Genomic DNA, 23,267 nt, shown 5'->3' with positions numbered 1-23,267 from the left:
TGTTCTCATTTTGGCATATATCGTGATTTGGATCAGACTTGCAAGTTTTCTAACCGTGTAATCCACTGATTAAAATGTGGACATTTTCCTCTGATGCTTGCCAAACCAATTTTCTGGACTATCAAAGATCCAGCAGACACTTTTTCGTAAGTAGGAACAAATTGGAAAATTCTTTTAGAAGGAGCAGTAGTTGCACCTTGGTTAATTAGCTCAGGAGAAGAAAAACTATTACAAACATTTGATAATTCTTGGATTTCTTGCTCATACTCAGGAAATCTTTCTGATAATTTTTCTGGTTGAACAAGAATTAAAGCTTCAAATTCATGCAACTGAATATAGGGTATAAACCTTGGATCACCAATATCATTAAAAAAAGCATTTTCAAGGTATTCAATTTTTTGATAACATTCTAATTCCTTAGCTTCATCAAATTTCGGGAAATCATTGGGTAATGCGTATAAATCTAGCATGGTTGTAAATCTTGCATCCCCAGATTTATCTTGCTTTAACCAGAGAGTGATATCCCTTTTTACTTGTTCATAACTAGTTAATCCTCCTCGATACACTTTATTTTTGGTTCGTTTAGTTGTAATGCAATGTACAGAAGTAGAAGAAATATTAAAATATCCCAAATGATCAGCTAGCACTGTTTTAACAAATTCTTCTTCTGTCTGACCCTCTGCAATAACATGTAAACGAATCATCAGCTAGGTCTCCCGCCAATTACATTTTTATTCCATAGTTCAGACAATGAGTATTCTTCTAGCCAATCTTCTAACTCTTCCACAACTAATCTTTTGAAAGAAGATTCTCGGTCATTTCTTTCAACAACAATAATATCTTCTGGCTCAAAACAATCTACTAATAATGGTGATTGAGTGGCTAAAATTACTTGACAACGATTAGAAACACTATTGATTAAGCTACCGATAATATTAATAGCATAGGGATGTAAACCTAATTCTGGTTCATCTAAAATTAAAACATCAGGTAAACTATCGGGAGGTTGTAACAAAAGCGTTACTAAAGACATTGCTCTTAATGTTCCGTCAGATGCTTGATTAGGACTAAAAATTAAATCTGTCCCTCTCTCTTTCCATTGTAAAAGCACATTATCTTTTATTGGATTTAGTGCAAATTCATCAAAAAACGGGACGATCTGTCTAAGGCTTTCTACAATTCTTTGATAATAAAGAGAGTTGTTTTCTTTAATCTTTAAAAGAAATGGTGCTAGATTGCCAGCATCCCATTTAAGTGATTGATTATCATTAATGTCCCATTTTCGTTTGAAACGTGCTGTGTGTGATGTGTTATGGAACTGATAGATAACAAAATTTTGAATTAAGCTAAAAATATTTTTAGCTAACTGATTTTCTGAAATTGATAGATCTATTAGTTTGGATTCTCTATGACTTGAAAATCTTGCCTTTTTAATATTCAAATTCTTATGGTCAGGATTCAAAGAACTATTTACTAATTGATTTGTATTAAGATAGTCAGAAGAAGAAATTTTATTACCTTCATTAACATCTATTAAATTCAATGTTGGGGCAGTTTCTCCAAACCTTTCTTCAGCAAATATAAAAGTATCTGAGGCAGCATAAGCCAATCTAAATGAATAGTCATATTTGCCTAAGATACTTTCAAAACTAAGTTCTGTTTCAATTTGAGTAGTAGATTCTACTCCATCAAATAATAAAGAGCTTGCGCCACCAGATTGTCCAACAAAGAATTGTAATTCTCCTTGGGACTGCAACATCCAACGCAATAGCTTAAAAAAAGAAATAAAATTAGATTTACCTGAACCATTCGCGCCAATTAAAACGTTGATGGGAGATAAATCTAATTCTAATTCTTTAATTGATTTAAAGCCTTTGATGCTGATGTGTTTAAGCATAGCGATCACACAATTTTACACTTAGGGTTTGACAATCAAAATACCGTAGGCATCAGGATTGAGGTATTTGCGAACGGCGGCTTGGATGTCCTCTTTGGTGATGGATTTAATTAAATCGGGATAATTTAAGGCTGGCTCTAGGGAACCGACAATGCGATCGTAATAGCCATAGATGCCTGCGCGTTCCTTAGGCGATTCATTGCCAAAGATAAAGCGATTGCTGACTTGAGTGCGAATCTTGGCGAGTTCCTCATCGGTGACAGGCACTTCATGGAGTTGGCGAATATGCTCACGAATCGCTTCCTCCACGATCGCTACACCCTCCACATTTAACTTGGCAAATACTTGGAAATTACCCTGCCAACGCATTGCCGAATTACTAACGGAAATACGATCGACGATGCGCCGATTTTCGCGCAAGTCCTGCACCATCCGCGAAGTACGTCCACTACCGAGAATATTCGCCAGAATACTTAGAGGATAGGTTTCTGATAGCTCATTCAAGCCAGAAACGCGCCATGTCATGCTCAATCGGGCTTGCTTGAGGCTGGTATCGGTTACTTCGCGCCGCACAATTTTGGTAAAGGGCTTTTCGGGAGTGAAAGTCTTAGGTTCTGGTTTATCAGCGATCGCATCTCCTTCAAAGTAATTAGCGATTACCCCGATCATCTCGCTCACAGGTAGATTGCCAACCACAGCGATCGTCATGTTTTGCGGTGCATACCACTGACGATGAAAAGCCTTCATCTGCTCAGATGTGACTTTTTCGATGACATCAACGGGACCCAACACCGCACGACGATAGGGCAACTGATCATAAATCAATTCGGAAATATGGCGATAAATACGGCGATCGGGATTGTCTTCACTGCGGCGGATTTCCTCTAGTACCACATGACGCTCACGCTGAAACTCTTCATCGGGAATGCTAGCTTTTAGCACTACATCCAGTTGCAAAGGCGCGAGTTTTGCGAAATCCTTAGGTGCAACATTGATATAAAAATGGGTGTAGTCCTGACTGGTTGCCGCATTGGTATTACCACCATGCGACTCGATCGCCTGTTCAAATTCGCCCAAGGCAAGGCGATCGCTACCCTTAAACACCATGTGTTCTAAGAAATGTGCCATGCCGTTGATATCATCACTCTCAACCGCAGAACCAACGTCAACCCAAATACTTAGATTAACTGCATCCACAGGAATCTGTTCGGCGATAATCTTCACGCCATTGGGCAGAACATGCTGAGTGGGCGCAGATAATTGCACTTTTGTAGCTAGATCATTGAGAGCATGATCGGTCACAGCTACCTCTAACCGACGCGGAACGACGATCGCTGTCATGGCAAATTTTAGGTTTTTACTAAATTGACTTTGATAAAGACGTTTTATATAAAGGTAAACGGCACGTTGTTGTACCGTTTGCCTCGATTTAAAAATTTTACATTCTCTCTAGAGCCTGCAATTTGTAATAAGCTTCTCGCAGGGGCAAGCTAGAAGTATCTTCTAGCATAGCAGCAAAATCATAGGATTCTTGGTAAGCGGCGCGTGCTTTTGGCAGATTTCCAAAAGATAAGTACAAATCACCCAAATATCGCTGTGCAATCGCCGCCGTTTCTTGATCGCCCATTACCAAAGCCAACCTAGAGCGATTTTGCAATAATTCTTCAATGCGATAAAAGTTAGGGACTTCGAGATACGCGGCAATCAAGCGATCGCTTGCCACTGCCATCAATGGATAATTGCGATATTGGCGGGCGATCGTTAAAGCCATCCCATAGTCCTTGATCGCTGACTTGTAATTATCCAACGACATGAAACTGTCGCCGCTATTGACGTAGACATAGCCCTCACCGATCGCCTCACGGAGTGGATATTTTTTGCTCGATGCATAATAGAGCTTGATCGCAGCGAGATGATCACCATAGCGTCCTGCAATTAAGCCCTTATTATTTAGAGCAAGCGCAGTATTCAGTCCTTGATCATTTTGAATAGCCAGATCAAGAGTTTCTTTGTTCAGTTTCGCCGCAGATTCCAGTTTATTTTGGGCAATCTCAAAACTGACTAAGTTATTAGAGCTTTCCAACTTTGCACCATTGTCTTGCAAAGTATTGGCATAACGAATTCTTTGGCGAGTTGTATCCTGAGCCGTGTCTGTTGCTCCCATCATTTCATAGGCATCACTTACCCTTGCCAGCGTGTAGGCGATCGCAGGTTGGTCATTAATGCGACGGTAATAGCCAATCGCGTAGAGCCAAGTCTTAATAGCTTCACGTGGTTTTCCCTCTTTGAGTTGTACATAGCCAAGATCAAGCAAGCGATCGGCTTCATTGCGAACAGCAGGATTTGCGGGGTTAACAGTTGTGTGCTGTGCCTGTGTTGGCATCGGCACAACGATCGCTCCCATAACTGCCGCTAAGATCGTTGCGCCAATATTAGCAACCGACATTTTCTGATGTTTTCTATACATATCCCTACATCCTCACCAATAAGGTGGACATATTGTAGCGACATAAAAGCAATTTTTTATAGAAGTTTTCTGACTTTTTCTGACATTTATTTCCATACAGGGATGTACGCTAAATTAAAACCTAGAGAAATTGTTGAAAGCGGTGCTTTGCATTGCTTTCAACAATTTCTCTGGACTACTTCACAAGCACCACAACCCTATGGATATGGCTTTGATATAATTTAGGCTAAGCATTTTGAGGAAATCTATGATTACACTCACTCAAGCAAAGTCTGGTTCAGAACTGGAGCAAGAGCAAAAACTAGAACTAAATTTTGACCAGTTTTTAGAGCAATGTCCTGAAGATGGTCGCTATGAATTGGTGGATGGCAAAATGGTAAGAAAATTAGCAACAAGAATTCATTACGATGTCGCTTGGCTAATTTTAAAAAGCTTTGATCGAGAGGTTGAGCGGTTAAATTTAAACTACGTGGTTAATGACGTAGCAGCAGTTTTAACTACAAATAAAAAAGGTAAAGAACAGGGGCGACATCCTGATGTCAGTGTTATAAATCGAGATGTTTGGCGGAGCGATCGCCTAAATCATCGGGGCATCCGCGAACCAATTCAACTTGCCATCGAAGTAGTATCTACCAATTGGGAAGATGATTATATTGATAAACTCGAAGAATACGAACGTTTAGGAATTCCTGAATATTGGATTGTGGATTACTTAGCGATCGGTTCTCGCGACTATTTAGGTGATCCGAAGATGCCTTCTGTGCTGATATTCGCCTTAAATGCAGAAGGCAAATATCAAATGACAATATTTCAAAACAACGATCGCCTAATTTCGCCAACCTTTCCAGAATTAAATCTCACTGTTGAGCAAATTATGGCTGCTTAAGTCAAATCTAAATCACGCTCAAAACTAAGCCCTTCAGATACGCTCCTTCAGGATGAAAAATACTCGTAGGATGATCAGCGGGATGGGTTAAATGATGTAAAACCTTGATAGTGCGACCTGACTCGATCGCCGCCGCCGTGACAGCACCCGTAAAATTCTCCACATTCACCACTTGAGAGCAGGAAAATGTGAATAACAAGCCACCACTTTTCAACTTAGACATGGCTTGCAAATTCAACCGTCGGTAGGCTTGCATCGCTGAATGTCGCGCCGATAAACTTTTAGCAAAAGCTGGTGGATCAAGCACGATCGCATCATAATCGCGATCGCATTGCTTCAAAAAATCAAACACATCGCCTGTAAAGGAAGTATGAGTTGCTTGACGCTGAGCATCAAAATTTGCAGCAATATTGCGATCAGTCCATTCCATCGCCTTGACTGAGCTATCAATCGAATGTACTTCTAGCGCCCCTGCTGCCACGGCATAAACAGAGAACCCGCCCGAATAGCAGAAGGTATTTAAAACTTTTTTACCTGTGGCATATTTACCAAACAAACGCCGATTTTCACGTTGATCTAAGAAAAAGCCTGTTTTCTGCCCCCTTTCCCAATCAACAATAAAGTGATGTCCATATTCTAAAACTTCGGCACTATCAGTAGATTTTTCGCCGATTAATAGCCCATCCTGAGACTGCATTTGTGATTTTCGTGAAAGAGTCGCCGAGCTTTTGTCATAAACTGCTTGTAAGCGATCGCTATAAATTTCCTTTAATATGTCCGCGATTTCCTGACGATAGCGATATGTTCCCAGTGAATGACATTGCAAAACTGCCGTTTCTCCATAAACATCAATAATTAATCCTGCTAAACCATCACCTTCAGAATTAATTAAGCGATAGCAATTTGTTTCTGGATTATCAATTAATCCTATTTGCTTTCTCAGAATAAATGCTTGCTGTAGGCGATCGCGCAATAAACTTTGCATCGACTCCACAGGTTGGAACGATAGCACCTTAATCGCGATACTACCCATACCCCACAAACCGATCGCTAAAAACTTACCATCTTCGCTATAGGCTTCTACCAAGTCACCATCATTGACTTCTCCTTGTATTTTGGCGATCGCACCTGAAAAAATCCAAGGGTGGAAACGCTGAACCGCATCGACTTTTTTACGATGAATAATCGCACGGGGCAACGGTGACATAGCTAAAAACTTTTAAGTAGGGTTGCTCAACATAACACAATTTCAAGCATAAAACTCCAAAGAGGATCGGTACAAATCAATTCTCAATTATGAAACCAATTTTGGTGTTTCCAGTCCCGAAGGCACTGGAAACACCAAAATTGGTTTTTTGAAAGTCAGTCAACGGCTAGTTTTCAAAAAAACAATTTTTATAATGCGAATTGTTGAATTATGGCTCTCTAAGTTTTGGTGGATATGCCTTTTGTGTTATTCTCAAGAAGCTATCGTTATTGATAATGCTATGAATTCTGCGGAGACCACCTATTCACCTGAATCCCTCAAGGCTGAACTCAACTCAAAAGGTTGTCGCATGACACCGCAGCGCGAGGTTATTTTAAGTACTTTTCAAACTTTACCAGAAGGGCAGCATCTCAGTGCTGAGGATCTTTACGAACGTCTAAAAGCTCAGGGTGAGAATATTAGTCTTTCGACAATTTACCGCACCGTAAAAATGATGGCAAGGATGGGGATTTTGCGTGAACTCGAACTTACCGAAGATCATAAACATTATGAAATTAATCAGCCCAAGCCTCACCATCATCATCATTTAGTCTGTGTTAAAACCAATCGTGTGATTGAGTTTAAAAACGATCAAATTCTTACGATAAGTAAAAAAGTTGCTGATAAGTATGGCTTCTCTGTCTTAGATTGCCAACTAACAATTATTGGTGTCAGTCCTGAAGGGCAGCGATCAATTTTTTAGGACATTTTTGCGTAATTTCCATAAGTAAATAGTTAAAACCAGTGAATAAAAAAGAGCGCAAAGCGCTCTTTTTTATTCACTGGTTTTGGCAAAATCTTCCTGTGCATAAATTCTGAATCTGTCTAAATCTGCCTGTAAAGTAGACTCGACAACCTGTCCCAAAAATAAATTATCCATAATTTGCCCGATCGCAGGAATCGCATAGGCGATGCTCAACTTCACAATTGTCATATTATTAGGGCGACCATAAAATCTTACAGCCCCACGATTTGGCAGACCACCAATTGATTCCCATTGAATAATTTGATTGGGAATCTGTTTAAGAATTCGAGACTTCCAAGTAAAAGTTAAGCCGTTTGTGCCAAGTTTCCAAGCGGATATATCAGGATCATCTGTGACCACTACAGAGTCAATCCACTTCATCCAACGGGGCATAGCTTGCAAATCTGACCACAACGACCACGCATATTCCACGGGAATAGCCACTTCAGTTTGGACGGTATGTTCTAGCCAATCACTCATTGGATAATTGTTAATTTTTGCTTACACCCACCATAATAACAAAGCAATCTCAACAAAAATTCTCCTTAAAAACAATTTTGGTGTTTATAGCGCTTTCAGCGCTATAAACACCAAAATTGTTTCCATAATGCATTGCCACGCAATGCTTTTCACTTTCGTTGACAAATACCAGACTTTCGGAATAGTTAAGAAGACTAGACTAAGTGACAACAATCGTAATAAAATGTTAAGACGATATAGCTAGTTTGACCACTGGAAGAGTTTACTGTGGGTTTATTACGCCATTTTACGAAAGACATCGGCATTGACCTCGGTACTGCCAACACACTAATTTATGTGTCTGGTGAAGGTATTGTTCTGCAAGAGCCATCAGTTGTCGCAATCGATCAACGAGACAAGACTGCCTATGCAGTTGGAAATGAAGCCAACAAAATGATCGGTCGCACCCCTGGTGACATCATTGCAGTGCGCCCCCTCAAAGATGGCGTAATTGCTGACTTTGACTCGGCTGAGCTGATGTTGCGCTCATTCATTCAAAAAGTTAAGAAAGGTGTTTTTAATCCTCGCATTGCGATCGGCATTCCCAGTGGTGTAACAGGCGTGGAATGGCGAGCAGTTATGGATGCAGCCCGTCGTGCTGGCGCAAGTGAGGTTTACCCAATCGATGAGCCGATCGCGGCGGCGATCGGTGCAGGACTACCTGTAACTGAAGCAACGGGGAACATGATCATTGACATTGGTGGTGGGACTACCGAAGTTGCCGTCATGAGTTTGCAGGGAATTGTATTGAGTGAGTCTGTGCGTGTTGCAGGCGACGAACTCAGTGAAGCAATCATGAAGTACATGAAGACTGTACATAACCTCGTTGTAGGGGAACGTACTTCAGAGGAAATTAAAATTAAAATTGGTTCAGCTTATCCCATTAAAGAAGAAACTTCGATGGAGGTAAGAGGCTTACACCTACTATCGGGCTTACCTCGTACCGTCACTGTAAAGTCTTCAGAAATCCGTGAAAGCATGAGTGAACCTCTCTCAGTGATTATTGAAGCTGTAAAGCGAACCCTAGAGCGTACACCTCCTGAACTAGCTGCCGATATTATTGATCGCGGTATTATGTTGGCTGGTGGTGGGGCAATGCTAAATGGTATTGATACCCTGATCAGTCATGAAACTGGAATTATCACTCATATTGCCCCAGCCCCATTGGACTGCGTAGTAATCGGTGCTGGTCGTGTTTTAGAAGATTACAAAAATCTTGGTCGTGTCTTAACCAGTCGCTTGAAAAGTTTATAGGTAAATTTTTCATGGATTCAATCCGTAGTTGGTGGGAGCGTTATAGCTTTCAAACCGTTGTGGTTACTGCTGGAATTGGGCTTGCTTGGTTTATCCGCCAAACCCAAGGTGTCGCTATTATGGAAACATATCAGTTTCTTAGCCGCCCTTTCCAATCAAGTGTATCTAAGCAAGAATTATTGCAAGATGCTCAAGTACGCGAACTTCGCTATCGCTTGACTGAATTGGAGTCACAAAACCAGAGAATGAAGGAACTTTTGAAGGTAAGGGTAACTCCCAAGGATGTTGGCGTTTGGGCGACGGTGATCGGTCGTGGTGCTGATTCTTGGTGGAATCAAATCTTAATTGGGAAAGGTAGCAATGATGGTATTAAACCAGGTGCTGTGGTGGTTGCTCCTGGAGGTTTGGTTGGGCGTGTTACCCACGTCTCCCCCAACACTAGTCAGATTTTGCTAATCAGTGATCCAAATAGTCAGGTTGGTGTTGTCGTTAGTCGCAGTCGTTTTAGTGGAATGCTCAAAGGGCAAAGCCAAAATACAGCAACCATAGACTTCTTCGAGCGTGATCCTGATGTAAAAGTTGGAGATATTGTCCATACATCACAATTTAGTACGCTATTTCCTGAAAACGTACCTGTAGGTCGAATTAAATCCATAAATCTTGATAAGCAACCTGCCCCTGAAGCGATCGTCGAGTTTTCGACTCCTTTAGGACTACTAGATTACGTTGAGGTATATCCTTTCCAAGAGAAGCTGTAGCCCAGTCATCAGAAATAATGCTCGATCGCAAAGTTTCCCTATCCAAAAAATTTTTAAACTGGGCTGTGACCATTGGTTCACTGCTAATTTGTGTTTTAGCGATGTATACCAGATTTCCAGGCATGACTTTGATGGGAATTGCTCCTAACTGGTTACTAATCTGGCTAGTGGCTTGGAGCGTTAATCGTCCTGTATTTTTGTCAGTAATGGCAGGGGTTGCCATAGGATTTATACAAGACGGTATGACTTTTGTGGACATGCATGTTTCACCAACTCATGCTTTGGGCCTAGCAATCACTGGTGGACTAACCTCACTTTTGCAGAAACAGCGATATATGCAAGAGGACTTTATTTCGATCGCTTTAATTGTGTTTGGCATGGCAGTAATTGTTGAGACCATGCATGCATTGCAATTAACTGCCATGGGAGCCGACATGGATAATGTTTGGACTTTACAGCAGCGGATAGCTCTTAGTTCAGCGATTTTGAGTAGTTTATGGTCGCCTGCTATTTACTTTCCCCTTAGCCGTTGGTGGCGATCTCTAGAGAAACAGGAAGATTAATTTGATAGCACCTTGAGTAGTGCTAAATAGGTAAGGATTAGCGGCGCTTTGCGCCGCCAATAAATTCTTGCGTTTTGATTTGTCCTAGCGGCAATAGCTATAACACAAGTATCGTGGAATAAAAATGGAATATCTATGGAATATCTGTTTTTAGGCTTAGCGATCGCTTTGGTGATCGGTTTTGAGTTCGTGAATGGATTTCACGACACCGCTAATGCTGTAGCGACTGTTATTTATACAAATACACTCAAGCCCACATACGCAGTTATTTGGTCAGGGATTTGCAATTTATTAGGTGTGATCACATCGAGCGGTGCTGTCGCTTTTTCAATTGTGTCTTTGTTGCCTATGGAATTATTAGTTAAGGCTGATTCAAGTAAAAGCTTGATGATGGTTTTGGCTTTACTTACTTCCGCAATTATTTGGAACTTGGGAACTTGGTATTTGGGATTACCTGTATCCAGTACACATACGTTAATTGGTGTGATTTTGGGAATAGGTTTAGCTAATTCCACTTTATCTACAGGTCAAAGCTGGTGGGATGGCATAAATTGGCTAAAGATGCAGGAAGTTTTTCTTTCACTTATTATTTCACCATTGCTCGGATTTTGTGGAGCCGCATTATTATTACTAATCGCTAAAGCTCTAATTAAACAAGAAAATCTCTATAAAGCAACAGCAGCAGAGCAAACTCCATCATTAGGGATTAGGTCGTTGCTCATTTTGACCTGTACAGGAGTCAGTTTTGCTCATGGCTCTAATGATGGACAAAAAGGAATGGGTCTAATGATGCTGATTTTAGTAATTTTATTGCCAAGTAGCTTCTCCTTAAATATGGATACTAGCTCTCAAGAGATCGCCCAATTGGTCACGACATCACAAGCTGTTATTCCCGTATTTACATCACAGATACCTAAATCTTCAGTTTATGATTTGATTTTTGAGAATAGTCAAATAGAACTTACGAACTTCTTAAAACCACAAGGTCAACTAAATGAAAATACTTGGCGATCGCTAGCTTCTGAAAGTCAATTGATTAGTAATAGTTTGTCGCTCAGTAGTAATTTTGTAGATCTGTCAGATAGAGATCGTGCACAAATTAGAAATGATATTTATCTTGTTGCTAGTGCAATTACTAAATTAGAAAATCAACAACAATTAGCGAATCTTGATCAGCAACATTTATTAATTGACTATAGAAAACAATTAGATAAAACTACCCATTTCATTCCCTATTGGGTAAAGATTACGATTGCCATTGCACTTGGCGCGGGAACGATGATTGGGTGGAAGCGTGTTGTTGTTACTGTTGGCGAAAAAATTGGGAAAGAACCTCTTAATTATGCTCAAGGTGCGATCGCAGAGCTAGTGACTATGACCACGATTGGTACAGCCGATTATTTTGGATTACCCGTTAGCACTACCCACATACTTTCATCAGGCATTGCTGGATCGATGGTAGCAAATCAGACTGGTGTTCAGAGCAATACTTTAAAAAACTTGCTACTAGCTTGGTTTTTAACATTACCAGTTTGTATTCTGCTTGGATTTGGGACATATACTATTAGTCTATTTGCCGTTCATCTGCAGTTTCTAGGTTTGAGTTAAAGACTAAAAAATAGAAAGGGTGCTTAGCACCCTTTCTATTTTTTAGTCTTTAATTGATCAAAACTGCTAAATTTAATTAATAATTAATACAGGACTGTAGTTAAAACTACCTTTATCTGCTGTTTTTTAGATCTTTGTAAAGCTAAGCCCCCCGTAAATCATATGCCTAAAAAGTCCACAGTTATTTCCCCTTCAATCTTGTCTGCTGACTTTAGCCGTTTAGGTGACGACATTCGTGCAGTTGATGCGGCGGGTGCAGATTGGATTCACGTTGATGTGATGGATGGACGCTTTGTGCCAAATATCACCATTGGACCATTAGTAGTTTCGGCTATTCGTCCTGTTACCACCAAGATTTTGGATGTGCATTTGATGATTGCTGAGCCAGAAAGATATGTGCCTGACTTTGCCAAGGCTGGAGCAGACATCATCACTGTTCACGCTGAGCATACTGCATGTCCTCACTTACACCGTAATCTCTGCCAAATCAAAGAACTTGGTAAACTTGCTGGTGTTTCCCTCAATCCTTCTACTCCTTTAAGCTTTATTGAGTATGTTCTTGATCTATGTGACTTAGTTTTGATCATGAGTGTGAACCCTGGCTTTGGTGGTCAGAGCTTCATTCCTAACGTGATTCCTAAAATTGCTAAGTTGCGTCAAATGTGTGACGATCGCGGACTTGATCCTTGGATTGAGGTGGATGGTGGTCTCAAGGCTAACAATACTTGGCAAGTTCTAGAAGCTGGAGCTAATGCGATTGTTGCAGGTTCCGCAGTATTTAATGCTCCTGACTATGCTGAAGCAATCAAAGGTATTCGCAACAGCAAGCGTCCTGATCTGGTCACTGCTTAATTAATCAAAAAGAAAGGCGGCGCTTAGCGCCGCCTTTCTTTTTGGTGGTAATTTAGAATCTTCTGGGAAAGATGTTGCGATAAGAGAAATGACAGAAACTAAAGCATTGAAATACGCTTATTATTCAGGATGCGTTGCTAAGGGTGCTTGCAAAGAGCTACATGCATCGACAAATGCGATCGCTCAAGCATTAGGAATTGAACTTGTAGAATTGCATAAGGCTACCTGCTGTGGTTCAGGTACGTTCAAGGAAACCGACGAACTGATGGAGGATGTGATTAATGCCCGTAACATTTCTCTTGCCGAAGAATTAAATCTCACTGTAATGACGCAATGTAGCACCTGTCAGGGGGTACTGGGACGTGTTAACGACAAGCTTAAAAGCTCAGATTCCACACGCAGAGATGAAGTAAATGCACTGCTGAATACTCAAGGACATAATTTTCAAGGTTCTACGGAAGTTTTGCATTTACTCTGGATTCTGATTCGTGACTATGGTTTAGAAAATATCGCCGCTAAAGTAACTCGTTCTTTAGCTAATCTTAAATGTGCTTCCTTTTATGGTTGCTACTTATTGAGATCGCAAACAGTTACTCGTTTCGACGATCCCTTCAAACCTGAATCTCTGGAAAATATTTTTCGTACTGTCGGCGCAACTCCTGTGTATTACGAAGGTCGGGTGCAATGTTGTGGATGGCCGATTTCCAGCTATGCCCCCAAAGAATCTTTCTCGATGGCAGGACGACATCTAACGGCAGCGATCGCCGCAGGCGCAGATTGCATCGTTACGCCATGTCCACTCTGTCATCTCAATCTCGATTCGCGTCAACCTGAAGTTGAAAAGGTGATTGGTCACAAATTAGGGATTCCGATTTTGCATTTACCTCAATTGATCGGATTAGCGATCGGTATTGAGCCAAAAGTTCTCGGCTTAGATCGTCATATCGTTTCCACAAGTTCAGTTTTACAAAAAATTTCCAAGTAAAAAAGACCTCTCACAAAGTGAGAGGTCTTTTTGTTTTTTATGGGCAAAGAGAGAATCGAACTCTCATGACCGAAGTCGTCAGATTTTGAGTCTGATGCGTCTACCAATTCCGCCATTCGCCCTTTTTTCAAGATTTATATCATACAACAAGAATGGCGTATCTTGTCAAATATTTCTTTGATGCTTTTTATGGCGATCGCCTTATACCAATTCACAAAAGTGTGATAGACACTTTTGTGAATTAAGAACTAAATCCAGTAATACCAAGGCGAGAAATGGCGTAGCCATTTCTCGCCTTGGTATTACTTTTGGTAATTGCGATCGCGATCGCTATGATGTTTAGATTGAGAAACTGTGTGAACTAATCCCTAATTTAATTAATCTAATAAATTTTTACCAATGGCAAAACTAGAGCGTTTAATTATGCTGGCGGAAGATGAGTTGGTGCAGTACAGCACAAACGCCCACAAAATCGAAAAACTACGCCAAAAAATCGGCTTATCCCTCAATAAGGCTGAACAAAAACAGGCAAAAGCCGAGTTACTCGCAGTCATGCCCACTGACGACATTAGCAAAATCGTAGAAAAAAATCGTCAATCTGTCTCTCTGCCTTTTTGGGGTATTGCAGGGCTAGGCTTGTTGCTAGGTATATCAATGGAACAGCCTTTAGATTTTATTGCAACTGTTGTTGGTACTGGAGCAGCGATCGCCTTACAAAAATGGGGATGGAAACTTCAGGCTAAACGTCTAGTCCTCCAAACCCTAGAAGATATCGAAGAACGTACCCAATGCTAATCAAAAGAATTGCGGCACTTCGTACCTTAATTCTTCTATATTTAAAGACTGTGTTGTTTACACAGTCTTTAAATATATTTATAGTCAATGCTGCAAGTTGCTCTCATCTATCCCGAAATTCCGCCTAATACTGGCAATATCGCTCGCACCTGTGCTGCCACAAATACCCATTTGCATTTAGTTGAGCCTCTGGGCTTTGAAATTAGCGATCGCCAACTTAAGCGGGCAGGCATAGACTATTGGGACTATGTAAACGTGACTGTGCATCCCAATATCGAATCTTTACGCGAAGCGTCCAATGGGGCAAGATGGATTTGCTTTAGTGCGCGTGGAGCAAAACATTTTCGAGAATTTCAATACCAAGATGGTGATTGGCTGTTATTTGGTAGTGAATCCAGTGGCTTACCGCCAGAAGTACTTGCTAATAATCCTGCGGTTTATATTCCTATGGAAAACCCCAACGTCCGCAGTCTCAATCTCTCTGTGAGTGCTGCTCTCGGCTTGTTTGAAGCTAGACGACAATTAGGAATGTAAAAGAACATCAGTTCGACGCAAATGAACCAAGAGATTTTTTGAAAGTTTTGCTTCGCAAAACTTTCAAAAAATCTCTTGGTTTGGGTTTGAGGACAGAGCGTTGTAAGTTTTAAGTAACTAGTGCGTCATAAGTTGCTTTAAAGCCTGCTTGTTGTAAAGCTTTAACAGCAGTTTCTTCATCTTCAACCCAAAACTGATTGCCTAGACGTACTAACTTTGGCATATATTCGATCGCCGCAATTACAGGGATTTTGCCAGAGTTATCAGGTTCATTTCTGCCATAGCTAGAATTGCCTTGATTGGAATTACCATAGTTAGGATTAGGATTTAAGGCGGTTTTGAGTTGTTGTAAGACTTGACGATCGCTTGCCTGTTCGCGAGTAAGTTCAACCCGCACCATCCTTACTGACTCAATTGGCTGCATATTGTCAATAATTAATTGTGTCTGCTCATCACGGCGATCGATTTTTCCCCACACCATCAAACGTTTATCTTTTTCGAGAAGATGCTTTACTTTGTCAAAGGTTTTTGGGAAAACCACAGCTTCAGTGCTGCCAGTCAGATCTTCTAGTTGCAAAATAGCCATGCGATCGCCTTTTTTGGTGACCACTTCTTTGATGTCAAGAATTAAGGCGATCGCTGTCACGATTTTAGTTTCAGTCGAATCGGGAATATCACAGAGATTGATCGGAGCCATTAATTTTGCGGAACGGCTGACCACACTGAGGGGATGATCGGAAATATAGAAACCTAACAATTCCTTTTCCATCCTCAGCTTTTCTTGAGATGAATAGTCTTGAACACGAGTTGTGGTTGGCGCAGTATCAAAAGTTTTCGTTTGGCTACTTTCACCAAAAAAATCAAAAATATTACCTTGTCCAGACGCTTGTTCCTTAGCGCGTCGAGAAGCCCATTCCATCGTGATATCCAGATCATTCATTAACTGATGACGATTTGGCTCTAGTAAATCTAAAGCCCCAGTTTGAATTAGAGCTTCTAAAGCTTTTTTGTTTAGCGATCGCGAATCGAGGCGACTACATAAATCTGCTAAAGAAGTAAAAGCACCATCTTGACGAGCCTGTAAAATTGCCGCGATCGGTCCTGCTCCCAGATTCTTAATTGCTGCTAAGCCAAATAAAATTTGTTGCCCACGAGGAGTAAAGTCTTCGCCTGAACTGTTGACATCAGGTGGTACAACGGAAATACCCATACTGCGACAGTTCGCAATATATCGTTGTACTTTGTCTTGGTCACCACTAACCGAAGACAACAGAGCCGCCATATATTCAACGGGATAATTCGCTTTGAGATATGCGGTTTGATAAGTTACATATCCATAGGCGACGCTATGAGATTTATTAAAGCAATTGGATGCAATATAGCCATTGTCTAGTAAAAAATTGTGATCCTGCTCTAAGCCGATATCGAAAACACATTGTATGCCCAACGATTGACGACTGACGATTTTCATTTTCTGACCCCAAAAAATACTTACAAAGAGCTACATGAAGCACAAAATGCCATAGCCATTTTGTGAATTTAAAACCCTTGCTGGGTTTAGTTTTCAATTCACATGAGTGTCGTAAAACTGGTGCAAATTTGTATTATCCATGAATAGCTAAAGAAGACTAAAAAAGGCACAAATACAAATAGCTTTAGCTATTTGTATTTGTGCCTTTAAAAAATGTTTAAGGTTCAAATCCCTCTAATTCAGGAACTTCGGCTACTAAATGTACACCTTGGATATATAGTGAGCGACCATATTTACCAACGTTCTCTAGGCGCAATTTGCCGCCTTGCTTTTTAGCTTGCACTGCCATATCGATCGCTGCGCCTACGCCTCTACTGACGATCTTGGTCACTCCTTCAAAATCCAAAACGATCGCTGATAATTTGCGGTCAATAAATGGTTGCACGGCTTGTCTAAAATAGGGAACCGTGGTTACACTCAAAGCACCATTCAGTTTGAGAATAACTTGATCGCCATCAATTTGTTCGACGATCTTGAGTTCATCTTGTAAAAATGAGGAATGAGTCATGATTGGAGAATGGGTTTGGGGATAGACAGGAACTTACTCATACGGACTGTTGTACCTTGATTAGTAGACTCGATCTCGACCTTATCAACCAGCGCTTTGATCATATGTATACCAAATCCACCATTTTTGACACCAATCTCGGATATCAAATCAAAATCTGGTGGGGGTACACTATCAATATCAAAACCCGATCCACGATCATGGACTTCTACAATTAGGCTGGTATGTGCCGCGAAAACTACAACTTCTACGTCAAGATCAGATGTACTGTAAAGAACCGCATTAACTAAAGCTTCCGTAAGAGCTTGTACGATATCTTGCACAGCATCAGGATCAAACCCCATTTTTGTAGCGAGTACTTCGACTGCTGCGATGGGAATGTCCTCGATTCCCTCAACGGGTGGAATTGAGATTCGCAGCTTTAAAGGCTTCTCACTCATGGGGAGTCATTCTGTAGCTTTGATTAGCTTTGCCAGATGTAATATACCACACGTTTTTAACCTATGTTTGCAAAACCAGTTAATTTTTGATAAAGCTTTTCAAAAAAGTATCATAATTTCCAAGTTTTTGATAGCATTTTTCATAGTGATGAGTAAATATCAAAAGCCAGAAATTATAGGCTTTACGGAGATTTACTTTGTCATTAATTTATGGGCTAGTACCAATTCACACAAGTATCACGACACTCTTGTGAATTAAAAAATAAACCCAGTTAAGGATTTAAAGAACAAAATGGCGTAGCCCTTTTGCTGTTTTTAATCTAACTATGTTGGCAATCTTTGCAATAATTGCCAACATAGTTAAATGTTGCCACTATAAGCTTAAATTTACGTTGTTTCAACGTGACTTCGATATAGCACCATTTGCGGCGTGCTTCGCACGCCGCAAATGGCGTTGTTTTAGATAAACAATAAACGGAAAGATCTGACTTTGATGGAAGCTTGGGTTGAGATTAGTTAGTAAGTCCTATCAAAGTCTAATCATGATTGCCCCAACTTCTGATAGCTTCTGCGATCGCCGCCATTGATGCTGAAGCAATAATTAGTAATACGCTGAGGGCATTTAATTCGGGCGTAACCCCCCCACTTCGTAGTGACGAGAAAATGGCGATTGGTAGCGTAGTTGAGCCAACGCCTGCGGTGAAGTAAGCAATTACAAAGTCATCCATGCTGAGAATAAACGCTAGCAGACAGCCTGACACAATCCCTGGTAAAAGCTGTGGCAGCAGTACTCGTAAGAAAGCTTGTACAGGTGTAGCGCCTAAATCAAGAGCCGCTTCTTCAAGTTTGGGATCAATCGTGGCAAGACGACTGGAAACGACTACAGCGACATAGGCTAAACAAAAAACTATGTGGGCAATGACAATTGTGATCAGACTAAGTGGTAATTTAAGCGCTGCAAAAAATACAAGCGTTGCTACCGCGATCGCAATGTCAGGGATGATTAGAGGTAAATAGGTAATGCCACGATATAGACTCTTGCCTGGGAAGTAATAGCGTGCCAACCCAACAGCCGTTAATGTTCCTAATATGGCGGAGATCGATACCGCAGTTAGAGCAACACTAAGACTGTTTTTCAAGGCTGCTAGCAGGGTTGGATTTTGCAGGAACTTGGCATACCATTGCCAAGTAAACCCAGTCCATTTCGACGGAGAAGGGGATTGATTAAAGCTAAAAATCGTGAGTACAGCGATTGGCAAGTACATGTAAAAGAAGGCGAGTACTGTATACCAAGTTTGCCAGCGCTTAACAGTAGGCACATTGATTTGATTAGCCATCACTTACCACCCTGCGATCGCCATATTTAATTAGCAAAGCTATCACGATGGTGACGGCAAGAATTAGCACCATACTCAGAGCCGATCCAAACCCTCGGTTACTACTTGCACCTAGAAATTGCAACTCAATAATGGATGCGATCGTGCGACTACCAGGTCCACCTAATAGCTGAGGGTTAATGTAATCACTAAAGCTAGTAATTGATACCAGCGCTGATCCCGCGATAATTCCTGAAGAAACCTGTGGAACCGTAACCTGCCAGAAAGTTTGTTTAGCATTAGCACCAAGGTCAGCCGCCGCTTCAAGTAGGCGTAGATCTAGACGTTCCAGTGAAGTATACAAAACTAAAACCATATAAGGCAGATAAGTATAAATCATGCCAATAATTACACCTTCAGCCTTATTCAACACATTGATCCCTGATAGTCCAATGAAGTTAAGAAAACTGTTTAAAACTCCTGTCGGACGCAAAATTGTAATCCATGCATAGGATCGCAATAGTGATGAAGTCCATAAAGGTAAGACAAATAGAAGTAGTAAAATATTGCGCCAACGCTTAGGTGCAATCACCGCCAGCCAGTAAGCGACAGGGAAACCTAAAACCAGACAAAATCCCGTCGTGATCATTGCATAAAGCAGCGATCGCCACACGACGACTAGATAGATAAAGTTACCACCAACGTACTCAAATACTCTTTGGTAGTTGTCTAGCCCAAACTCAGTTTTACCTAAAGGGACAAGGCTCTGAATTAAAATAAAAGCTGTCGGAATAATCAAAAATGCAATCAACCAAAAGCCACTAGGAAAAAGCAAGGCTACAGGCTCAAGCCATTTGAGGCGACCTACTGATTTTTGGCTAGGGTCAGGGGTAATGTCTGAAGTGTTATTCACAGGCATATTTAGAAGTAAAGAACTCGTGAGTCAACACCTTGCGATCGCAGATAGCGAGATACCGCTTCTGCTGAATCGCGACTTTGGTAAGCACCTGCATGAATATATGTACCACGCCCAGAATTAGAGAAAAAAGCATTAGGGATATATTGGCGGACTCTCGCTAGTAAGAACTGATTACTGGTGAGAGCAGGTACTGCCGCAACATAACGAAAGTTAGGATTTTGAGCTGCTTGAGGTAACTGTGGCTCGCTAGTAGTTGCACTTGTACTATAGGCAGAGATTGGCTGAGGTTGCACTGCAAAGTTATTATTAGCTGTGACAATAGAGTTGTCATAGGTTGTGGGAACTACCGTTGCTGATGACGTAGGAATAAATCCTGTCTGTGGCTGCACATAACCAGTTGTTTGTGTATAACCTGTTGCTTGTACAGTTGGTTGTACGTATGAGGATGTTGATTGAGCGTAAGCAGTTGGTTGCACATAACCTGATTGCACATAGCCTGTTTGGACAATTTGGGTTTGGGGTACAACTGTCTGGGTTACAACTTGGCGAGTTTCTGGAACTAATACCTGTTGCCAACGGGGTACGAGTACCTGTTGGGTTTGTACTTGAGGAACGACAGTATTAGTTGTGATCTGCTGGTATTGGTTTTGGTTATAGGCGATCGCCTGCTGAGGCACAGAGCTAAAAACTTGGGGTTGAGAATCTACCTGAAAGCTTACTGGTTGAACAGTGGAACTTGGTTGAATGACAACTTGTTGAGGGCTAGGCAAAGAGACTACTGAGGAGGCTGTGGTTTCTGGGAAAGGAACTTGAACATTACTTTCCTTTCCGCCTGAAGCTCTAAAATACTTTTGAGCAGACAGTCCCGATTGTTGCAAGGCGATTGCGAGGCTATCAGCACTAGTTTCAGAATTAAACGTACCTGCTTGGACTACAGGTTGATCGTTGATCTTGGTTGCAAAAGCAGTTGGGGAGACGGTGCGAACTCTCTGTAATGTTGCAGCGTCATTACCTGCAACAAAAATCACAAAACGTGCCGAGGCGGCTTGGGAGATCGTCAAAGATGCGATTGCCACAGAGCCGAGAATACTAAACCTTTTGACCAAATTCACAGCAGTACATCCTCACACTTGAATGTAATAACGGTTAAGTTTAACTCAACTAGAATAAAGGGATGATTTTTCTAGTCAAAATTATTTGGTTTATTTAAGCACCTAATTCACCAAAATATGACAGGATATAGCGTTTTGTAAATGAGCAGTACTCATCTGCAAAACAAAAAACAATCACAGTAAGTAGCTAGGCATAATTAATTACAAACCAAAACCCGTAGAGTTGCGCCCCGCAGAGGCGCAACTCTACGGGTTTTGGCAATTTATTTTGCACAGGTGCTTAAAGGTTATGCGTTTTCGCTTGGAGTTAAGCAAAAAATGCTATACGACATACTGGAATAGATTAAGATGGGCGGGGCTAAGCATTGTTCGTTTTAAATTTATTTACAGAGCCCATAAAAAGCATATGGAAAAAATTAAAGCTGGTTTAAATATTGCAGTTTTTGTCTTGTTAGCAGGTTTTATCGGCTTAGAGGTCTGGACATTAATATCTCATTTCTTAAAGACATAAATTTTAGCTATAGCCACCTTTATCAGTACAAATCAAAAACTAAATAGTGTGAGGCGACGCAAAGCGCAGTTTCACACTATTTAGAATAGCGACAGCTATAAATGCGGCTCTCAGTAACGTATCTGCATCAAGCTAGAGATAGAGTTGTGATGCAAAGTACACAACTCTATCTCTAGCTTGACGACTATACTTTATGCCTTTGGTGGAATACTGCGGATTTCTGAATAAAACTTGGAAGATTGGACTCGGCGATCGCTAGAAGGATCACCTTTTAACAAAGTTGCCACACGAAATCTTAAGTTAGGATTTCCATACCAAATGCGCTCTTCGATCACATTGTTGGCAGTCACTGTATTGATTGTTAGAGCTTCGTCTGCACCAAGCTCATATACCCCCTTCCCTTGTTTGGTCAAAATCAAGCCTTTCTGTGGCGACGCGAAATCATTAGGTACAGGCACAATTAAAGCATGACCTTTGGGTTTATTACTGCTTAGAGATTCTTCTTCCCACGACATCTTCATCGGATGCATGACAGTATTGGGAGCAATGTCGTATTTCTGGCAAATTGCAACTAAGTCTGGATCATCAACATTTAAGGCGGTAATCTCAATCACAGAACGAGTATCACTACCATTTCCCTTACTAAATTGATGATCGCTGCGTTGCGATCGCCAACGACCGACAAAGAGTTCGAGAAATTGATGAATATCCATTTGTGAAAATAGTGAAAAATAAAAACAAGACTTATGGAGACCAACAAATTTTATAGTAATTTGTAGTCAAAGCAAAGGGGGCGCTTAGCGCCCCCTTTGCTTTCTGGGTTTTAAAGAGTAAGACGTTTTATAATTTGCTCTTTAAGTTGAGATTTAGCGACGAGGAACTAAACGTTCGTAGTCAAGGTTTTGAGCAGATACAGGGGTTGAGGTAGAAGGAGTAGCCGAAATGCTACGAGCCATATTCAAGAACAAGGCTGGATCGCCTGTTTTTGGTGCTCTGTCGGTAACCACATAGCTGCGGACAGTATTTTGCCAAATAAGTTGAGGGAAGCCCAACTGTGCACGATGGTATGCATCGTAGCGAGGAGACTTGAGGTTGAAAGGCACTTCACCAATTCTTTGGCTAGGTAGAACCCGACGACGTTGGTAAGGCAGGATGTCATCGCCAAAAGCTTCAAGATACTCGTCGCTGTTGAGCAATGCATCAATAAAGCCTTCAATACCTTTGGTCGCAACTACGATTGACCAAGCAATTTTTTCTTTTTCGCTATAAACATCACGACCAAGAACACGCTGTACAGTTTGCTCTACAAAACGATAGTTGCTGTTTTTGTCATAAAAACTGCTTCTATAAGTCTTGGAGAGTACTAGTCCACGCACAAACTGTCTGACCGAGATATTGCCAGAACGCAATTGCGACTCTAGAGCAACTTCGCGATCAGTTGCAAAAGCATGGAAGAAAATTTGACGATATGCAGCTTCAATCAACTCATCTAGATCACTGCTAGAGAGCAAGTTTGCAGTGTTATAAATGCGAGGTGTGTTGTCACTACCGACTGTAAAACCAGCGACGCGAGAATTTTGCGATGCTGGAGCGTAATTCAACAAAGGAAGAGCCACGTTTAAATCTCCAAAATGTTATCGAAAAGTTATAAAAATACCTATTCCCAAACATACAATGAGTTTGGGGCTAAATAAGCTAAATATAATTACGAGAGGCTAATCTCTAGTCAATGATAGGATAGGCGAAATTAGCTAGTTCTAATTGCTTCACATAAGTTTACTTTTCAGAAAGAAGACGAAACCTTGTATTACCTCTTTCTAG

Annotated in this window: 24 protein-coding genes and 1 tRNA gene; 10 read left to right on the top strand and 15 right to left on the bottom strand. The window is 41.0% G+C overall.

The features are described from left to right. Positions 1 to 32 precede the first annotated feature (32 nt). The 4 genes from ABM313_RS10860 to ABM313_RS10845 all read right to left on the bottom strand — a co-directional run bounded on the left by ABM313_RS10860 (position 33) and on the right by ABM313_RS10845 (position 4,364). Positions 33 to 704, bottom strand: a complete 672-nt coding sequence (locus tag ABM313_RS10860; RefSeq protein ID WP_434687904.1) for a DUF4276 family protein — start codon at positions 702 to 704, stop codon at positions 33 to 35. Beyond that, positions 704 to 1,897 carry an AAA family ATPase gene (locus ABM313_RS10855; RefSeq protein ID WP_434687902.1) on the bottom strand — a complete coding sequence of 398 codons (1,194 nt, stop codon included), beginning with the start codon at positions 1,895 to 1,897 and terminating at the stop codon, positions 704 to 706. The genes ABM313_RS10860 and ABM313_RS10855 overlap by 1 nt, the downstream gene beginning before the upstream one ends. Positions 1,898 to 1,918: 21 nt before the next feature. Then, entirely contained in the window at positions 1,919 to 3,238 is a 1,320-nt protein-coding gene (locus tag ABM313_RS10850) for a M16 family metallopeptidase (RefSeq protein WP_434687900.1), read from the bottom strand. Positions 3,239 to 3,335: 97 nt separating this feature from the next. Continuing rightward, a complete protein-coding gene (locus ABM313_RS10845) occupies positions 3,336 to 4,364 on the bottom strand; it encodes a hypothetical protein (protein WP_434687898.1) in 1,029 nt (342 codons plus the stop codon). A gap of 247 nt (positions 4,365 to 4,611) precedes the next feature. Between ABM313_RS10845 and ABM313_RS10840 the strand changes: the two genes are divergently transcribed. Beyond that, positions 4,612 to 5,250: a Uma2 family endonuclease gene (locus ABM313_RS10840; protein WP_434687896.1), complete on the top strand. Its 639-nt coding sequence runs from the start codon at positions 4,612 to 4,614 to the stop codon at positions 5,248 to 5,250. A 7-nt stretch (positions 5,251 to 5,257) separates the two neighbouring features. Here ABM313_RS10840 and ABM313_RS10835 read toward each other — a convergent pair whose 3' ends face one another. Next, entirely contained in the window at positions 5,258 to 6,457 is a 1,200-nt protein-coding gene (locus ABM313_RS10835; protein WP_434687895.1) for a class I SAM-dependent rRNA methyltransferase, read from the bottom strand. Positions 6,458 to 6,737: 280 nt separating this feature from the next. On the opposite strand from ABM313_RS10835, the gene ABM313_RS10830 reads away from it, so the two are divergent. Then, positions 6,738 to 7,199, top strand: coding sequence for a Fur family transcriptional regulator (locus tag ABM313_RS10830; protein WP_434687893.1), 462 nt, complete (start codon positions 6,738 to 6,740; stop codon positions 7,197 to 7,199). A gap of 72 nt (positions 7,200 to 7,271) precedes the next feature. Here ABM313_RS10830 and ABM313_RS10825 read toward each other — a convergent pair whose 3' ends face one another. Next, the gene (locus ABM313_RS10825; RefSeq protein ID WP_434687892.1) at positions 7,272 to 7,721 is read right to left on the bottom strand and encodes an SRPBCC family protein; all 450 of its coding nucleotides are present in this window, start codon (positions 7,719 to 7,721) and stop codon (positions 7,272 to 7,274) included. Positions 7,722 to 7,988: 267 nt separating this feature from the next. Between ABM313_RS10825 and ABM313_RS10820 the strand changes: the two genes are divergently transcribed. The 6 genes from ABM313_RS10820 to ABM313_RS10795 all read left to right on the top strand — a co-directional run bounded on the left by ABM313_RS10820 (position 7,989) and on the right by ABM313_RS10795 (position 13,780). Continuing rightward, complete coding sequence (locus tag ABM313_RS10820; RefSeq protein WP_094534891.1) at positions 7,989 to 9,014, top strand: rod shape-determining protein; 1,026 nt, start codon at positions 7,989 to 7,991, stop codon at positions 9,012 to 9,014. A gap of 11 nt (positions 9,015 to 9,025) precedes the next feature. Then, complete coding sequence (mreC, locus tag ABM313_RS10815) at positions 9,026 to 9,772, top strand: rod shape-determining protein MreC (RefSeq protein ID WP_434687891.1); 747 nt, start codon at positions 9,026 to 9,028, stop codon at positions 9,770 to 9,772. Positions 9,773 to 9,789: 17 nt separating this feature from the next. After that, complete coding sequence (gene mreD / locus ABM313_RS10810; protein ID WP_434687889.1) at positions 9,790 to 10,335, top strand: rod shape-determining protein MreD; 546 nt, start codon at positions 9,790 to 9,792, stop codon at positions 10,333 to 10,335. A 135-nt stretch (positions 10,336 to 10,470) separates the two neighbouring features. Continuing rightward, entirely contained in the window at positions 10,471 to 11,943 is a 1,473-nt protein-coding gene (locus ABM313_RS10805) for an inorganic phosphate transporter (RefSeq protein WP_434687887.1), read from the top strand. A 162-nt stretch (positions 11,944 to 12,105) separates the two neighbouring features. Then, positions 12,106 to 12,795, top strand: a complete 690-nt coding sequence (rpe, locus tag ABM313_RS10800) for a ribulose-phosphate 3-epimerase (protein WP_434687885.1) — start codon at positions 12,106 to 12,108, stop codon at positions 12,793 to 12,795. A gap of 88 nt (positions 12,796 to 12,883) precedes the next feature. Next, the gene (locus ABM313_RS10795) at positions 12,884 to 13,780 is read left to right on the top strand and encodes a CoB--CoM heterodisulfide reductase iron-sulfur subunit B family protein (RefSeq protein WP_434687883.1); all 897 of its coding nucleotides are present in this window, start codon (positions 12,884 to 12,886) and stop codon (positions 13,778 to 13,780) included. 40 nt (positions 13,781 to 13,820) lie between these two features. On the opposite strand, the gene ABM313_RS10790 is transcribed toward ABM313_RS10795, so the two are convergent. Next, positions 13,821 to 13,902 (bottom strand) — tRNA-Leu (locus tag ABM313_RS10790). Between the two features lie 277 nt (positions 13,903 to 14,179). Between ABM313_RS10790 and ABM313_RS10785 the strand changes: the two genes are divergently transcribed. Next, positions 14,180 to 14,575, top strand: coding sequence for a hypothetical protein (locus ABM313_RS10785; protein WP_434687882.1), 396 nt, complete (start codon positions 14,180 to 14,182; stop codon positions 14,573 to 14,575). An 87-nt stretch (positions 14,576 to 14,662) separates the two neighbouring features. Next, positions 14,663 to 15,109, top strand: coding sequence for a tRNA (cytidine(34)-2'-O)-methyltransferase (locus ABM313_RS10780; protein ID WP_434687880.1), 447 nt, complete (start codon positions 14,663 to 14,665; stop codon positions 15,107 to 15,109). A 109-nt stretch (positions 15,110 to 15,218) separates the two neighbouring features. Here the strand turns inward: ABM313_RS10780 and ABM313_RS10775 are convergent, their stop codons facing one another. From ABM313_RS10775 to ABM313_RS10740, 8 genes are all read right to left on the bottom strand, one after another. After that, on the bottom strand, positions 15,219 to 16,580 hold the full coding sequence (locus tag ABM313_RS10775; protein ID WP_434687878.1) for an OB-fold nucleic acid binding domain-containing protein: 1,362 nt from the start codon (positions 16,578 to 16,580) through the stop codon (positions 15,219 to 15,221). Positions 16,581 to 16,797: 217 nt separating this feature from the next. Then, a complete protein-coding gene (locus tag ABM313_RS10770; RefSeq protein ID WP_094536281.1) occupies positions 16,798 to 17,148 on the bottom strand; it encodes an STAS domain-containing protein in 351 nt (116 codons plus the stop codon). Next, positions 17,145 to 17,588: an ATP-binding protein gene (locus ABM313_RS10765; protein WP_094536280.1), complete on the bottom strand. Its 444-nt coding sequence runs from the start codon at positions 17,586 to 17,588 to the stop codon at positions 17,145 to 17,147. Before ABM313_RS10765 ends, ABM313_RS10770 begins: the two co-directional genes overlap by 4 nt. Positions 17,589 to 18,124: 536 nt before the next feature. Beyond that, the gene (locus ABM313_RS10760) at positions 18,125 to 18,925 is read right to left on the bottom strand and encodes an ABC transporter permease (protein WP_434687876.1); all 801 of its coding nucleotides are present in this window, start codon (positions 18,923 to 18,925) and stop codon (positions 18,125 to 18,127) included. Next, positions 18,918 to 19,823 carry an ABC transporter permease gene (locus ABM313_RS10755; RefSeq protein WP_434687874.1) on the bottom strand — a complete coding sequence of 302 codons (906 nt, stop codon included), beginning with the start codon at positions 19,821 to 19,823 and terminating at the stop codon, positions 18,918 to 18,920. Before ABM313_RS10755 ends, ABM313_RS10760 begins: the two co-directional genes overlap by 8 nt. A 2-nt stretch (positions 19,824 to 19,825) precedes the next feature. Further along, positions 19,826 to 20,899 (bottom strand): hypothetical protein, encoded by a 1,074-nt coding sequence (locus tag ABM313_RS10750; RefSeq protein ID WP_434687872.1) that lies wholly within the window; start codon positions 20,897 to 20,899, stop codon positions 19,826 to 19,828. A 738-nt stretch (positions 20,900 to 21,637) separates the two neighbouring features. Next, entirely contained in the window at positions 21,638 to 22,159 is a 522-nt protein-coding gene (locus tag ABM313_RS10745; protein ID WP_434687871.1) for a phycobiliprotein lyase, read from the bottom strand. A gap of 153 nt (positions 22,160 to 22,312) precedes the next feature. After that, positions 22,313 to 23,062 (bottom strand): phycobilisome rod-core linker polypeptide, encoded by a 750-nt coding sequence (locus ABM313_RS10740; RefSeq protein ID WP_434687869.1) that lies wholly within the window; start codon positions 23,060 to 23,062, stop codon positions 22,313 to 22,315. Positions 23,063 to 23,267: the final 205 nt, after the last annotated feature.

This window comes from Pseudanabaena minima str. Chao 2107 (genome assembly GCF_051131155.1).
GTDB classification, from domain to species: Bacteria; Cyanobacteriota; Cyanobacteriia; order Pseudanabaenales; family Pseudanabaenaceae; genus Pseudanabaena; species Pseudanabaena minima.
Note: the sequence above shows the minus strand (reverse complement) of the source record. Positions and strands in the feature narration are given on the sequence as shown.

Coding starts and splice junctions, on each gene's coding strand:
- ABM313_RS10860 (WP_434687904.1), bottom strand. CDS start 704: ATGATTCGTTTACATGTTATTGCAGAGGGTCAGACAGAAGAAGAATTT.
- ABM313_RS10855 (WP_434687902.1), bottom strand. CDS start 1,897: ATGCTTAAACACATCAGCATCAAAGGCTTTAAATCAATTAAAGAATTA.
- ABM313_RS10850 (WP_434687900.1), bottom strand. CDS start 3,238: ATGACAGCGATCGTCGTTCCGCGTCGGTTAGAGGTAGCTGTGACCGAT.
- ABM313_RS10845 (WP_434687898.1), bottom strand. CDS start 4,364: ATGTATAGAAAACATCAGAAAATGTCGGTTGCTAATATTGGCGCAACG.
- ABM313_RS10840 (WP_434687896.1), top strand. CDS start 4,612: ATGATTACACTCACTCAAGCAAAGTCTGGTTCAGAACTGGAGCAAGAG.
- ABM313_RS10835 (WP_434687895.1), bottom strand. CDS start 6,457: ATGTCACCGTTGCCCCGTGCGATTATTCATCGTAAAAAAGTCGATGCG.
- ABM313_RS10830 (WP_434687893.1), top strand. CDS start 6,738: ATGAATTCTGCGGAGACCACCTATTCACCTGAATCCCTCAAGGCTGAA.
- ABM313_RS10825 (WP_434687892.1), bottom strand. CDS start 7,721: ATGAGTGATTGGCTAGAACATACCGTCCAAACTGAAGTGGCTATTCCC.
- mreC (WP_434687891.1), top strand. CDS start 9,026: ATGGATTCAATCCGTAGTTGGTGGGAGCGTTATAGCTTTCAAACCGTT.
- mreD (WP_434687889.1), top strand. CDS start 9,790: ATGCTCGATCGCAAAGTTTCCCTATCCAAAAAATTTTTAAACTGGGCT.
- ABM313_RS10805 (WP_434687887.1), top strand. CDS start 10,471: ATGGAATATCTGTTTTTAGGCTTAGCGATCGCTTTGGTGATCGGTTTT.
- rpe (WP_434687885.1), top strand. CDS start 12,106: ATGCCTAAAAAGTCCACAGTTATTTCCCCTTCAATCTTGTCTGCTGAC.
- ABM313_RS10795 (WP_434687883.1), top strand. CDS start 12,884: ATGACAGAAACTAAAGCATTGAAATACGCTTATTATTCAGGATGCGTT.
- ABM313_RS10785 (WP_434687882.1), top strand. CDS start 14,180: ATGGCAAAACTAGAGCGTTTAATTATGCTGGCGGAAGATGAGTTGGTG.
- ABM313_RS10780 (WP_434687880.1), top strand. CDS start 14,663: ATGCTGCAAGTTGCTCTCATCTATCCCGAAATTCCGCCTAATACTGGC.
- ABM313_RS10775 (WP_434687878.1), bottom strand. CDS start 16,580: ATGAAAATCGTCAGTCGTCAATCGTTGGGCATACAATGTGTTTTCGAT.
- ABM313_RS10770 (WP_094536281.1), bottom strand. CDS start 17,148: ATGACTCATTCCTCATTTTTACAAGATGAACTCAAGATCGTCGAACAA.
- ABM313_RS10765 (WP_094536280.1), bottom strand. CDS start 17,588: ATGAGTGAGAAGCCTTTAAAGCTGCGAATCTCAATTCCACCCGTTGAG.
- ABM313_RS10760 (WP_434687876.1), bottom strand. CDS start 18,925: ATGGCTAATCAAATCAATGTGCCTACTGTTAAGCGCTGGCAAACTTGG.
- ABM313_RS10755 (WP_434687874.1), bottom strand. CDS start 19,823: ATGCCTGTGAATAACACTTCAGACATTACCCCTGACCCTAGCCAAAAA.
- ABM313_RS10745 (WP_434687871.1), bottom strand. CDS start 22,159: ATGGATATTCATCAATTTCTCGAACTCTTTGTCGGTCGTTGGCGATCG.